12 protein-coding genes are annotated in these 12,968 nt (G+C 65.5%); 8 read left to right on the forward strand and 4 right to left on the reverse strand.

All coding sequences use genetic code 11. The annotated features are described in order from the left end of the window. The first annotated feature begins 18 nt into the window (after positions 1-18). The 6 genes from AC0WRY_RS33125 to AC0WRY_RS33150 are packed head-to-tail and all read left to right on the forward strand — an operon-like array spanning position 19 to position 6,292. Positions 19-894 carry a branched-chain amino acid ABC transporter permease gene (locus tag AC0WRY_RS33125; RefSeq protein WP_194404906.1) on the forward strand — a complete coding sequence of 292 codons (876 nt, stop codon included), beginning with the start codon at positions 19-21 and terminating at the stop codon, positions 892-894. Next, on the forward strand, positions 891-1,889 hold the full coding sequence (locus AC0WRY_RS33130; RefSeq protein ID WP_194404907.1) for a branched-chain amino acid ABC transporter permease: 999 nt from the start codon (positions 891-893) through the stop codon (positions 1,887-1,889). Before AC0WRY_RS33125 ends, AC0WRY_RS33130 begins: the two co-directional genes overlap by 4 nt. After that, the gene (locus AC0WRY_RS33135; protein ID WP_194404908.1) at positions 1,886-2,629 is read left to right on the forward strand and encodes an ABC transporter ATP-binding protein; all 744 of its coding nucleotides are present in this window, start codon (positions 1,886-1,888) and stop codon (positions 2,627-2,629) included. The genes AC0WRY_RS33130 and AC0WRY_RS33135 overlap by 4 nt, the downstream gene beginning before the upstream one ends. A 2-nt stretch (positions 2,630-2,631) precedes the next feature. Next, the gene (locus AC0WRY_RS33140) at positions 2,632-3,369 is read left to right on the forward strand and encodes an ABC transporter ATP-binding protein (RefSeq protein WP_491122452.1); all 738 of its coding nucleotides are present in this window, start codon (positions 2,632-2,634) and stop codon (positions 3,367-3,369) included. Further along, positions 3,366-4,424: a Gfo/Idh/MocA family protein gene (locus AC0WRY_RS33145; RefSeq protein WP_491122453.1), complete on the forward strand. Its 1,059-nt coding sequence runs from the start codon at positions 3,366-3,368 to the stop codon at positions 4,422-4,424. The genes AC0WRY_RS33140 and AC0WRY_RS33145 overlap by 4 nt, the downstream gene beginning before the upstream one ends. Next, positions 4,421-6,292, forward strand: coding sequence for a bifunctional sugar phosphate isomerase/epimerase/4-hydroxyphenylpyruvate dioxygenase family protein (locus tag AC0WRY_RS33150; RefSeq protein WP_194404911.1), 1,872 nt, complete (start codon positions 4,421-4,423; stop codon positions 6,290-6,292). Before AC0WRY_RS33145 ends, AC0WRY_RS33150 begins: the two co-directional genes overlap by 4 nt. Positions 6,293-6,518: 226 nt before the next feature. Here AC0WRY_RS33150 and AC0WRY_RS33155 read toward each other — a convergent pair whose 3' ends face one another. Beyond that, positions 6,519-7,691 carry an ABC transporter substrate-binding protein gene (locus AC0WRY_RS33155; protein ID WP_194404912.1) on the reverse strand — a complete coding sequence of 391 codons (1,173 nt, stop codon included), beginning with the start codon at positions 7,689-7,691 and terminating at the stop codon, positions 6,519-6,521. A 321-nt stretch (positions 7,692-8,012) separates the two neighbouring features. Between AC0WRY_RS33155 and AC0WRY_RS33160 the strand changes: the two genes are divergently transcribed. Beyond that, positions 8,013-9,275 (forward strand): NAD(P)/FAD-dependent oxidoreductase, encoded by a 1,263-nt coding sequence (locus AC0WRY_RS33160; protein ID WP_194404913.1) that lies wholly within the window; start codon positions 8,013-8,015, stop codon positions 9,273-9,275. Between the two features lie 167 nt (positions 9,276-9,442). Here the strand turns inward: AC0WRY_RS33160 and AC0WRY_RS33165 are convergent, their stop codons facing one another. The 3 genes from AC0WRY_RS33165 to AC0WRY_RS33175 are packed head-to-tail and all read right to left on the reverse strand — an operon-like array spanning position 9,443 to position 12,251. Then, positions 9,443-10,654, reverse strand: a complete 1,212-nt coding sequence (locus AC0WRY_RS33165) for an ABC transporter substrate-binding protein (RefSeq protein ID WP_491122454.1) — start codon at positions 10,652-10,654, stop codon at positions 9,443-9,445. Between the two features lie 52 nt (positions 10,655-10,706). Beyond that, positions 10,707-11,030, reverse strand: coding sequence for a 2Fe-2S iron-sulfur cluster-binding protein (locus tag AC0WRY_RS33170; RefSeq protein ID WP_194404915.1), 324 nt, complete (start codon positions 11,028-11,030; stop codon positions 10,707-10,709). Between the two features lie 12 nt (positions 11,031-11,042). After that, positions 11,043-12,251 carry a cytochrome P450 gene (locus AC0WRY_RS33175; RefSeq protein ID WP_194404916.1) on the reverse strand — a complete coding sequence of 403 codons (1,209 nt, stop codon included), beginning with the start codon at positions 12,249-12,251 and terminating at the stop codon, positions 11,043-11,045. An 83-nt stretch (positions 12,252-12,334) separates the two neighbouring features. Here AC0WRY_RS33175 and AC0WRY_RS33180 point away from each other — a divergent pair, with 83 nt between their 5' ends. Beyond that, positions 12,335-12,841: a MarR family winged helix-turn-helix transcriptional regulator gene (locus AC0WRY_RS33180; protein ID WP_194404917.1), complete on the forward strand. Its 507-nt coding sequence runs from the start codon at positions 12,335-12,337 to the stop codon at positions 12,839-12,841. Positions 12,842-12,968: the final 127 nt, after the last annotated feature.

Genomic DNA, 12,968 nt, shown 5'->3' on the forward strand with positions numbered 1-12,968 from the left:
CGGGCTCAAAGAGAACCCATGTCCAACCTATTCGATCTTCTGGTCGCAGGGCTCGCCACCGGCGCGATCTATGCGCTGGTCGCGGTCGGCTTCACGCTGCTGTGGCAGACCTCGCAGACCATCAATTTCGCGCAAGGCGAGTTCGTGATGCTGCCGGCATTCCTGATGCTGGCGGCGATGCACGCCGGCGCGCCTTTCTGGCTCGCGATCATCCTCGGCATCCTGCTCTCGATGATCCTGCTCGGGCTCGCCTTCAAGATGCTGCTGGTCGACCCGATGATGCGCCACGGCGTGCTGCCGCTGGCGATTGCGACCATGGCGCTCGCCATTGGCCTCAAGGAAGCCGTCAAGCAGTTCTTCAGCGCGGAGGCCTCGCCCTTCCCCTCGATCGTGCCGACCGGTGACGTCTCCATCTTCGGCCACGCGGTGTCGCTGCAGAGCATCGGCGTGCTCGTCGTCGCCATCCTCGCCGTCCTCGGATTGACCACGCTGCTCAACCGCACCTCGCTCGGTCACCAGATGCAGGCGGCAGCACAGAATCCGACCGTGGCGCGCATCATCGGCGTGCCCGTCGAGCGCATGATCCTGCTGACGTTCCTGATCAATGCCTTCCTGGTGGCGCTGGCCTCGCTGCTGATCACGCCGATCTACCTCGCAAAATTCTCCTCCGGCGAGGTGCTGGGCCAGGCCGCTTTCATCGCGGCCATCGTCGGCGGCTTCAACCAGGTGCGCGGCGCGATCGCCGGCGGCCTCCTGATTGGCGTGCTCGACAATCTCGCGGCCGCCTATGTCTCGACGCAGTACCGCGCCGCCGTGCCGATGATCTTCCTGATCGCGGTCATCCTGTTCCGGCCGCAAGGATTGCTCGGTCGCGCCGAGGAGCGCACGGTATGACCGGCTTCGCCAAATCCTTGAAGATCGCGCTCGGCCTTGCCGTCATCGCCGGCCTGATCATCATCCCCATGAACTTCAACCGCTACGGCCTGTTCATCCTCAGCCAATGGGCGGTGATGAGCATCGCCGCGATGGGGCTGAACCTCACGCTCGGCTATGCCGGCCAGGTCTCGCTGGCGCAGGGCGCCTTCGTCGGCATCGGCGCTTATGCCGCGGCGATCATGACGACGCATGGCTGGCCTCTGCCCGCCGCGATCCTGGTCGCGATCGTCTTGAGCTTCGCGGTCGGCTGGGTGCTCGGCTATCCCGCGCTGCGCGTGCAGCACCACTATCTCGCCTTCGTCACGCTGGCCTTCTCCACCCTCGCCTTCCTGGTGTTCCGCAACGAGAGCTGGCTCACCGGCGGCATCTACGGCATCTCCAACATCCCGCGTCCCCATATCTTCGGCTTCGCGACCAACAAGCCGCTGCCCTTCTACTATGTCTGCCTCGGCGCGCTCGCGATCGTGTCGCTCGCGGTGTGGTGGCTGATCCGCTCGCCCTGGGGCCGCGCCTTCATGGCGCTGCGCGAAAATCCGCTGCGCGCGCAATCGCTCGGCATCGACACGCGGCGCTACACGCTGATGGCATTCGCGATCGGCTCGGCGCTCGGCGGCATCGCCGGCGCGCTCTATGCGCCGCTGACGCAATATATCGACCCCGTCCCCTTCAACCTGTCGCTCTCGCTCGACCTGCTGATGATGGTGATCGTCGGCGGCGCGGGCTTCTATTTCGGCCCGTTCCTCGGCGCGATGATTGCGGTGCTGCTGCCGGAATGGCTGCGCTTCACGGAAGGGTATTATCTGATGCTGTATGCGGTGGCGGTGATGCTGCTGCTCATCTGGTCGCCCACCGGCATTCTGGGAATTCTCGATCGCTATCTCGCCGAACGCCGCACCAAGGCGGCGTCCGCGCTACGCGCCGTCGCAAAATCCCGCCTGGAGACGGCGCAATGAGTGCGGTCCTCGAAGTCACCGACATCAAGAAGAACTTTGGCGGCATCAGCGCCGTCGACGGCGTTTCCTTCGAGGTGCGGGAAGGTGAGATCCTCGGCCTGATCGGGCCGAATGGCTGCGGCAAGTCGACCCTGTTCAACTGCATCCTCGGCCAGCTCACGCCGTCGGGCGGTGAGGTCAAGCTCGACGGCAAGCTCGTCACCGGCCTGCGTCCCGCCGAGCTCAACAAGCTCGGCGTCAGCCGCACCTTCCAGCTGTTGCAGGTGTTTCCGAAGCTCTCGGTGCGCGAGAACCTGATCCTCGCGGGACAGGAGCACCAGGGCAGCATGGCCTCGCGCCTGGTCGGCCGCTCCGACGCCGGATTGACCGACGCCGCCAACCAGATGATCGGCTTCTTCAAGCTCGACCATCTCGCCGACGAGCCGGCGGGCGGACTCTCCTACGGCCAGCAGAAACTGCTCGATGCCGCCATGGCCTTCATGGGCGGCCCGCGCCTCGTGCTGCTCGACGAGCCCGCCGGCGGCGTCAACCCGTCGATGCTGGCGGACCTCAAGGAAAGACTGGTTGCGATCAACCGCGAGAAGAACGCGACCTTCGTCGTGATCGAGCACAACATGGAGTTCGTGATGTCGCTGTGCTCGCGCGTGATGGTGATGGCGGAAGGCAAGGTGCTGGCGATGGGACGCCCCGACGAGGTGCGCAAGAACCCCGCCGTGATCGAAGCCTATTTGGGACATTGACCATGAGCGACCCGATCCTCTCGGTTCACAATCTCGTCGGCGGCTACGGCAAGATGACCATCCTGAACGGCACCACATTCGGCGTGCCGCGGGCGACCATCACCACCATCATCGGGCCGAACGGCGCCGGAAAATCCACCGTGTTCAAGGCGATCTTCGGCCTGCTCAAGCTGCGCGAGGGCAAGATCAGCTTCGCCGGCCGCGACGTCACCAATCTGAACCAACGCGCCCTGCTCAATGCCGGCATCTGCTACGTGCCGCAGGGCCGCAACATCTTCCCCGAGCTGTCGGTGCGCCACAACATCGAGCTGGGCGGCGTCGCCGCCGGCAAGGGCCTCGACCTGCCGAAGCGGATCGAGGCGGCGCTCGATCTTTTCCCGGCGCTGCGGCGGAAGTCGACACAGCAGGCCTCGACGCTGTCGGGCGGCGAGCAGAAGCAGCTCGAGATCGCCCGCTCGCTGCTGCTCGAACCCAAGCTGGTCCTGATCGACGAACCCTCGATCGGCCTGTCGCCGCTGATGGTGCAGCAGACCTTCGACATCCTCAAAAGCCTGCGCGACCGCGGCGTCACCATCCTGATGATCGAGCAGAACGCACGCTCGGCGCTGGAGATCTCCGACATCGGCATCGTGCTCGAGCTCGGCCAGACCCGCATGGTCGACGACGCCAAGCGTATCCTGAACGATCCGCGCATCGGCCAGCTCTTCCTTGGCGGCACCATGGAGGAGAGCGCGGCATGAGCGCGAGAATGCGCATTGCGGTCGCGGGCGGCGGCCTGATAGGCCGCCGCCACATCGAGTTGATCGAGGCGTCGCCGGATTGCGCGCTGGCCGGCATCGCCGATCCCTCGCCCGCCGCGAAGGATTTTGCCTTGGCGCATAATTTGCCCTGCTATCCCGACCATCGCGCGTTGCTGGCACAGGAGAAGCCGGACGGCCTCGTCATCGCCTCGCCCAACACGCTGCATTTGCCGATGGCGCTCGACTGCGCGCAAGCCGGCGTGCCGGCCCTGATCGAGAAGCCGGTGACCGAGACGGTCGCCTCCGCGCAGCGCCTCTGCGCCGCGGTGAGGCGTACCGGCGTTCCGATGCTGGTCGGCCACCACCGGCGGCACAATCCGATCATCAAGTCGGCCCGCGAAACGGTGGCGAGCGGCAGGCTCGGCCAGCTCACCGCCGTGGTCGGGCTGTGGCTGCTGAAGAAGCCCGACGACTATTTCGAAATGACCTGGCGGCGTGAGGCGGGCGGCGGGCCTCTGCTGATCAACCTCATCCACGACATCGACAATCTCCGCTTCATCTGCGGCGAGATCGTCGAGGTGCAGGCGCTGACGTCGAACAAGGCGCGCGGCTTCGCGGTCGAGGACACCGCCGCCCTGCTCTTGCGCTTTGCCAATGGTGCACTCGGAACCGTGACAGTGTCGGACGCAACGCCGGCGCCGTGGAGCTGGGAGCTGACCGCGGGCGAGAATGCGGTCTATCCCAAACAGGACCAGCCCTGTTACGTCTTCGCCGGCACCAACGGTTCCCTGTCGGTGCCGACCATGGAGCTGTGGTCGTATCGACAAGATCCCGGCTGGCACGCGCCGCTGGTTCGCGAGCCCGTTGCACTCTCGGCTTACGATCCGCTCGTCGAGCAGCTCCGGCATTTCCAGGCTGTGATCGCCGGCCGCGAGCAGCCGCTGATCTCGGTCGAGGACGCCATGGGCACGCTCGCCGTCGTCGAGGCCGTCAGCGAAGCGGCGCGCACCGGGCAAAAGATCTCGCCAAGCCGGATCATGGAGCAGGCAGCATGAACAAACGCTCGATCGCCACCGTCTCCCTCTCCGGCGCTCTCGACGAGAAGCTCCGCGCCATCGCGGCCGCGGGCTTCGACGCGGTCGAGATATTCGAGAACGACCTGTTGTCGTTCGGCGCAGGCCCGCGCGACATCGCAAAGCTCTGCAAGGATCTCAATCTCGAGATCTGCGCGTTCCAGCCGTTCCGGGACTTCGAGGGCATGCCCGAACCGCAGCGCGCGCGCAATTTTGCCCGTGCGGAGCGCAAGTTCGATCTGATGCAGGAGCTCGGCACGGATCTCCTGCTGATCTGCTCCAACGTCTCGCCCGCCTCGCTCGGCGGCATCGACCGCGCCGCCGACGATTTTCGCGAGCTCGGCGAGCGCGCGGCCAAGCGGTCCTTGCGCGTCGGCTACGAGGCCTTGGCCTGGGGCCGCCACGTCAACGACTATCGCGACGCCTGGGAGATCGTGCGGCGCGCCGATCACCCCGCGATCGGGATCATCCTCGACAGCTTCCACGCGCTCGCGCCGGGCTTTCCGGTCCGTGCGATGGCTTCGATTCCCGGCGACAAGATCTTCCTGGTGCAGCTCGCGGACGCGCCGAAGCTCGAACTCGACATTCTGTCCTGGAGTCGGCACTTCCGCTCCTTCCCCGGCCAGGGCGATCTGCCGGTCGGTGAATTCATGGCGGCGGTCGCGGCAACCGGTTATGCCGGACCGCTGTCGCTGGAGATCTTCAACGACCAGTTCCGCGCCGGCTCGGCCGCGCAGACCGCGCTCGACGGCCTGCGCTCGCTGATCCTGCTGGAGGACCAGCTTGCGCCGGATTGGCCGAAATTCGCCGCCGAGCCGTTGGCGCCGAAGGCCAGGAGCCGCGGCACCGGCTTCGTGGAGTTTGCCGTCAACGAGACCAAGGCCGGCGAGCTCGCCCGGCTGTTCTCGCAACTCGGCTTCCGCAAGACCGGTCAGCATCGCAGCAAGGCGGTGGAACGCTGGTCGCAGGGCAAGGTCGAGCTCGTCATCAACAGCGAGACCGACGGCTTTGCGCATTCCCACTACGTCACGCACGGCCCCGGCGTCTGCGCCATCGCGCTCGACGTCGACAATGCGGGCCTTGCCATGCAGCGCGCCGAGATGCTGAAGACGCGCACCTTCTACCAGCCCGTCGGACCGGGCGAGCTGGAGATTCCCGCGATCCACGGCGTCGGCGGCAGCCTGCTGTATTTCCTGGATCAGGCCGGCAAGAACTGGGACACCGATTTCGAGCCGGTGCCGAGCGAGGCGAGTGCCGACGCCCTGCTCGCGGTCGATCACATTGCGCAGTCGATGCCCTATGACGAGATGCTGTCGTGGCTGTTGTTCTACACGGGCATCCTCGACCTGAAGCGGCTGCCGCAGATGGAGATCGCCGATCCCAGGGGCCTCGTGCAGAGCCAGGCCATCGTCAACGCCGACCAGAGCCTGCGCTTCGTGCTCAACGGCTCCTCCGCCAACCGCACGCTGCCGGCGCGCTTCATCTCCGAATTCTTCGGATCAGGCGTGCAGCACGTCGCGTTCTCGTGCCGGGACATCTTTGCGACGGTCGCGGAGATGCGGGCGCGGGGAGCGGATTTTCTCGACATCCCCGCCAATTACTACGACGACATCGAAGCCAAATACGACCTCGCACCCGAGCTGATGGCACAGCTGCGCGCCAACCACATTCTCTACGACCGCGAGGGCGACGGCGAGTTCTTCCAGGTCTACACCCACATTTTCGACGAGCGGTTCTTTTTCGAGATCGTCGAGCGCAGGAATTATCAGGGATTTGGCGCGGCCAACGCCGGCATCAGGCTCGCAGCGCAGGCCCGCGAAGTGCGACCCGCGAGCATGCCAAGAGTGTAGGCTCTTGTTTCCCTAGCCCCTTGGGGGAGAGGGTGGCTCGCCGCGCTAGCGGCGAGACGGGCGAGGGTTCCCTCCTCACTCGCAATTGCAAGAGTGGAGAGAACCCCCTCATCCGGCGCCATAGCCGAAGCTTCGCTTCGGCGCTCTTAAGAACGGCCGCCGCAGGTGGCCTATGCCACCTCCTCCCACAAGAGGAGAAGAGGCCACGTCACTTGTAGCTACGACCTCACTTCATCTTGCACTTGTCGTGGAAACGGTCCTGGTCGTTCTCCACGATGGTCGCCACCGTCTTCAGCGCCAGCTGGCCTTCGGCGTCCTTGACCACGTCCTGCAGATAGAAGCTCTGCACCGGGATGTGATTGTTGCCGTATTTGAACGCGCCGCGCAGCGACTTGAAGTTGGCCTTCTCCATCTCGGCCTTCATCGCGTCCTTCTTGCTGGTGTCGCCCTTCACAGCGACCACCGCGCTGTTGATGAGCTGGGCGGCGTCATAGGATTGTGCGCCGTAATAGGTCGGGCGCAGGCCGGGATATTTCTTGCGGTAGTCGGCGACGAAACGCTTGTTCTGCTCGTTGGGCAGGTCGTTGACCCATTCCTGCGCGCCGGGCACGCCGAGTGCGTTCTCCTTCTGCAGCGGCAGCGAGAGCTCGTCGACGGTGAACGCCGTGTAGAGCGGCATCGTGCTCTTCAGGCCGGCCTGCGCATATTGATTGAGGAACTGCACGCCGGCCGCACCGGGATAGAACACGAAGATCGACTCGGCGCCCGAGGCGCGCGCCTTGGAGAGCTCGGCGGAGAAATCGAGCTGGCTCGGCCAGACCGTGTATTCCTCGCCCTTGATTTCGCCCTTGAAGGTGTTCTTCAGGCCCGCGAGCATGTCCTTGCCGGCGGCATAGTTCGGGCCGATCAGGAACACGCTCTTGACGCCCTTCTGGTTCATGTAGAGGCCCATCGCCTGCGGCGTCTGGTCGTTCTGCCATGAGGTCGAGAACACGTAAGGCGAGCAGAGCTCGCCAGCGAGCTGCGACGGACCGGCATTGGCCGAGATCAGGAAGGTCTGCGAATCCACGGCCGTCTTCAGCGAGGCCAGGAGCACGTTCGACCAGATATAGCCGACGATGAAATCGACCTTGTCCGACTGCACCAGCTTCTCGGTCTTCTGCTTGCCGACATCGGGCTTCTGGCCGTCATCCTCGTAGATGACCTCGACCGGCTTGCCGTCCATCTTGCGGCCCATGTGATCCAGCGCGAGCTCGAAGGAGTTGCGCATGTCGTTGCCGATCACGGCGGTCGGGCCGCTGAAGGTCGAGACGAAACCGATCTTGATGGTGTCGCCGGCGAAAGCCGGGCTCGCCAGCACCAGCGCCGCTGCGCCCGCCAGCCAGAATGCCGTCCTCATAATCACTCCCCTCCTTATGATTGAGCCCGCAAGCGGGGTGATCGCCGCCCCGGGCCTTCTCTATTGAACGCAAAATCTGTCGCGCCGCCAATGGCTCAGCGCCCGCCCCTGCACCATATTTCGCCCCCGACGCGGATGGCAAGAAATATAATTCTACTCACTTTGACCGAGGCCGGCCTAAGGCCGGTCCGGAACCGCGGCGTTTTCCCGCGCCGGAACGATACACCCCGCCTATGTCGCGATTGATGACCTCTATTGGACCGCGGCCCCCGATCCGCACTTAAATGGGGAAGAGGCAGCAGCGAGATTCGAGGACGTATCATGGCCGCACATCCCCATCGCGTCGTCATTGTCGGCGCCGGCTTCGGCGGGCTGGAGGCGACCTACCGGCTTGCAGGCGCGGGCGTCGAGATCACGCTGATCGACCGCCGCAACCATCATCTGTTCCAGCCGCTGCTCTACCAGGTCGCGACCGCCTCGCTGGCGACCAGCGAGATCGCCTGGCCGATCCGCCATCTCATGCGCGACCGGCCCGACGTGACGACGCTGTTCGCGACGGTCAGCGGCGTCGATGCGGCAAGGCGCTGCGTGCTGATCGACGACGGCAGCGAGGTGCCCTACGACACGCTGGTGCTGGCGACCGGCGCGCGTCACGCCTATTTCGGCCACGACGAATGGGAGCAATGGGCGCCGGGCCTGAAGACGCTCGAGGACGGCACCACCTTGCGCCGTCACATCCTGGTGGCGTTCGAGCGCGCCGAGCGCGAGACCGATCCGCAGAAGCGCGCCGCGCGGTTGACCTTCGTCATCGTCGGCGCCGGCCCCACCGGCGTCGAGCTCGCCGGCACCATCGCCGAAATGGCGCGCCACACCTTGCCCGGCGATTTCCGCAACATCGACACGACCAAGGCGCGCGTCGTGCTGATCGAAGCGGGGCCGCGCGTGCTCGCGGGCTTCGCCGACGACCTCTCGGCCTATGCGCAGGCGTCGTTGGAGAAGATCGGCGTCGAGGTCGTGCTGGGACAGGCCGTCACCGAGATCAACCGCGAGGGCGTCGTGTTCGGCGGCAAGCTGCTCGAAGCCAAGACCAGGATCTGGGCCGCCGGCGTCCGCGCCTCGCCCGCCGCTGAATGGCTGGGCGCACCAGCCGATCGCGCCGGGCGCGTGCAGGTCGAAGCGGACCTCACCATTCCCGGCCATCCCGAGATCTTTGCGATCGGCGACACCGTCAGCATCAACGCCTGGGAGGGCAAGCCGGTGCCCGGCATCGCGCCGGCGGCGAAGCAGCAGGGCCGACACGTCGCCGAGACCATCAAGGCGCGGCTGCGCGGTGCTGCGACCGGCCCGTTCCGCTACAAGCACGCCGGCAGCCTCGCCCAGATCGGCAAGCGGCTCGCCGTCATCGATTTCGGCCGCTTCAAGCTGCGCGGCGCGATCGCGTGGTGGATCTGGGGCATCGCCCACATCTACTTCCTGATCGGCCTGCGCCACCGTCTCAGCGTCGCGCTGAGCTGGCTTTGGATCTACGCACGCGACCAGCGCGCCGCGCGGTTGATCACGCAGGGGAGTAGCAAGGTGGTGTAACCTTCTTCCTTCTCCCCTTGTGGGAGAAGGTGGCGCGAAGCGCCGGATGAGGGGTTCGCTCAACTCGCGAGATCCTCCGTGAGGAGAGAACCCCTCACCCGGCTTCGCTTTGCGAAGCCACCCTCTCCCACAAGGGGGAGAGGGTGCAGCAGCGCTCGCTGCTGCAGCTACTTCACCAGCTCACACCCGCCCTCCGCCAGCGGGCGAAACGCCTGCTCCGCCGGAATCGTCGAGACCAGCTTGTAATAATCGTACGGATATTTCGACTCCTCCGGCTTCTTCACCTCGAACAAATACATCGGATGCACGACCCGGCCGTCCTGGCGGATAATGATGTCGCCGAACAGCCTGTCCTTGCCTCGAAACTTCTTCATCTCGGGGACGGCGTCCCTGGCGTTGTCGCTGCCGATGGCGGCAACCGCGTTGAGATAGGCGAGCGTCGAGGCATAGACGCCGGCCTGGTTGCCGCTCGGCATCTTGCCGTTCATGCCGGGGCGCGCGGCGAAGCGTTTTGCGAAGGCGCGGGTCTCGTCGTTCATGTCCCAGTAGAAGGCTTCCATCAATTGCAGGCCCTGCGCGACCTTGATGCCCATGCCGTGGACGTCGTTGATGAAGAGCAGGAAGGCGACGAGCTTTTGTCCGTTCTGCTGGATGCCGAACTCGGCGGCCTGCTTCACAGCGTTGATGGTGTCGCCGCCGGCATTGGCAAGGCCGATCACCTGCGCCTTCGAGCCCTGCGCCTGCAACAGGAAGGAAGCGAAGTCAGAAGTGCCGAGCGGGTGTTTCGAGGAGCCGAGCACCTTGCCGCCATGCCCCTCGATATACTTTTGCGCCTCCGCCTCGATGCCCTTGCCCAGCGCGTAATCGACCGTGAGGAAATACCAGTCCTTGCCGCCGCGCGACATCATCGCAGCTGCCGTGGTGTTGCCGGTGGCCCAGGTGTCGTTGACCCATTGAATGGTGTTGGGCGAGCAGGCCTTGCCGGTGAGATCGGAGCTTGCGGTCGAAGACGCCAGGAATGTCATGCGGCTGTCGCGCAGCAGCGTGTTGATGGACAGGCCTACGGCTGAATTCGGCACGTCGACGATGGCATCGACGCCCTCGACGTCGAGCCATTTGCGCGCGATGGCGTTGCCGACATCGGCCTTGTTCTGGTGGTCGGCGTAGACGATCTCGACCTTGATGTTCTTGCCGCCGCCGTTGAAATCCTCCGCCGCCATGCGCGCGGCTTCCACCGAGCCCATGCCGTTGGTGTCCTGGAAGATGCCGGAGATGTCGTTGAGCACACCGACACGCACGACATTGTCCGAGATCTCGGCGCTCGCCGCGCTACCGATCAGGCTCGCGGCCAGCGCTAGCGTCCACTTCAAGTGCTTCATGGTTCCCTCCCCTGCTGATGCATTGACGCGCCGGTGCTGCCGGCGCGGAAATTCAGATCTGCCGCTCCGGCAGCTTCACGACGATCCCGTCGAGCTCCGGCGTCATCTTGATCTGGCAGGACAGCCGGCTGTTCGGCCGCCGCTCGCTCGCGGTGCCGTCGAGCAATGCGTCCTCGTCGTCGGCCATGGCAGGCAGGCGCGCGAGCCAGCTTTCATCGACATAGACGTGGCAGGTCGCGCACATGGCGTTGCCGCCGCATTCCGCCAGAATGCCGTCGAGGCCGTGACGGGTCGCGGCCTGCATGGCGCTCTCGCCGCCCGAGGTCTCGACGCGATCGGACTTGCCGTCGGGATGGATGAAAGTGATGGCGGGCATCAAGGCTCCTCGTCAGGCCGGGGTGATGGTGACAGGCAGGCTGTCGAGCCCGCGCAGCGTGTTGTTGAAGCGGCGTTTCGGCTCGCCGGTGATCTCGATCTTCGCGATGCGCCGGGCCAGCGCCGTCAGCATCACCTCGCCTTCGAGGCGGGCGACGAGCTGGCCGACGCACATGTGGATGCCCGAGCCGAAGCCGACATGGCCGGAAGTGCGGCGCGTGATGTCGTAGCTGTCGGGCTGGTCCCAGCGCCTGGGATCGCGGTTGGCCGCGGCGAGGAACATCAGCACCTTCTCGCCCTCGCCGATTCGAACGCCCGAGAGCTCGACATCGCGCGTGGTGGTGCGGAAGAAAGTCTGCACCGGGCTCTCGAACCGCACGGCCTCCTCGAAAGCGTTGCGCGCCAGCGTCGGATCATCGCGCAGGCGCTGCCACTGCTCGGGGAAGCGCGCGAGGCAATAGACGGCGGCACCGATGCCGTTGACGGTGGTGTCGAGGCCGGCCGACAGCAGCGAGCGCACCAATAGCGGCGCCTCGGTGGCCGTGACGGCACCCACGTCGGCCTGCGCATGAATGCAGGCCCCGAAGCCGCCGGGTGCGAGATTGTCGCGTTGGCACTGCTCGGCGACATAGGCCTGGTGCGGCGCCGAGCGCGCGATCGCCTGCTGGCGCAGCTCGTTCGGCGGGCCGAACGCGTTGAACACGACGCTGGCATAGGGAATCAGATGCTCGCGCCCCTCCGGCTTCAGACCCAGCGCATCCGGAAAGATCGAGAGCGGATAGGCCTCGGCGAGATCGGCGATCGCATCGAAGCTGCGCTTGTCCAGCAGCGCGTCCACCCGCTCCTCGGCCGCGGCGGCAAAACGGTCGCGCACCTGCTTCATCGCGGTCGGCGACAGCACTTTCGACAGCACGGCACGGGTGCGGGTGTGTGCGGGCGGATCGGCTTCGAGGATCAGGCTCGGCGGCCGCCACGGCGTCTCCTTCTTGAAGTCGGACAGGCCGACGCCGCGGCTGGAGCAGAAGGTCGCGGGATCGTTCAGCACCGCATGGACTTCGGCATAGCGCGCCACGCCGTAGACGTTCCACTTGTCGAGATAGACCACCGGTCCCGCCTCCCGCAGCAATTGATGCGTGGGATAAGGGTCGGCGAAAAAATTCATGTCGAAGGGATCGACGTCGAGATGCGGGACACCTGACACAGCCGAGCCGGATGCGCTCATTGAAGTCCTCCCTCATTTTGATCTTGTGAAAGGCCGGCGCATGCCCTTAGGTCGTTTGACCCGCCGCGAGTCCGAATCCCGCCATGCCGCCGTCCTTGACCCGATCCCGCCAAAAGCCAGCGCCCACCGACGCGGGACCGACGCTCGATCTCGACCGTTACGTTCCGGCGTTCGTCACCTTCATCGCCAACAAGCTCTCGAACAGCGCGACCGCGCTTTATCAGCGGGAGTTCGGCGTCAATGTCACGGAATGGCGGATCATGTCGCTGCTGGCGATCGAGCCCGGCATTCCAGCCTCGCGCATCTGCCACGTCATCGGCTTCGACAAGGGACCAGTGAGCCGGACGCTGGCGGGCCTGGAGAAGCGCGGGCTGGTCTCGATCCGCACCGACCCGAATGACGGCCGCACCCATTCGATCGCGCTGACGACAAAGGGCCGCGCCACGCATGACAAGGTGATCGTCGCCGCGCTCGAGCGCGAACGGCGGCTGCTGTCCTGCCTCAACAAGGACGAGCGCGAGGTGCTGATCGATCTGCTGCGCCGGCTGCACGAAAATCTCGGTGCGGTCACCGGCAGCACAGAGGCCTGACGGGCCGCGCACCAGGCACCACCTTCCGTTACATCCAGGCATGCGCCGTCGTTTGCCGGCGGCACTGTGCGGGCCGAGCATCGTTTCCTCCAGGACCGGACGCGACAGTTTTCCCTGCCGTCATCAC

This window comes from Bradyrhizobium sp. T-12, assembly GCF_058314695.1.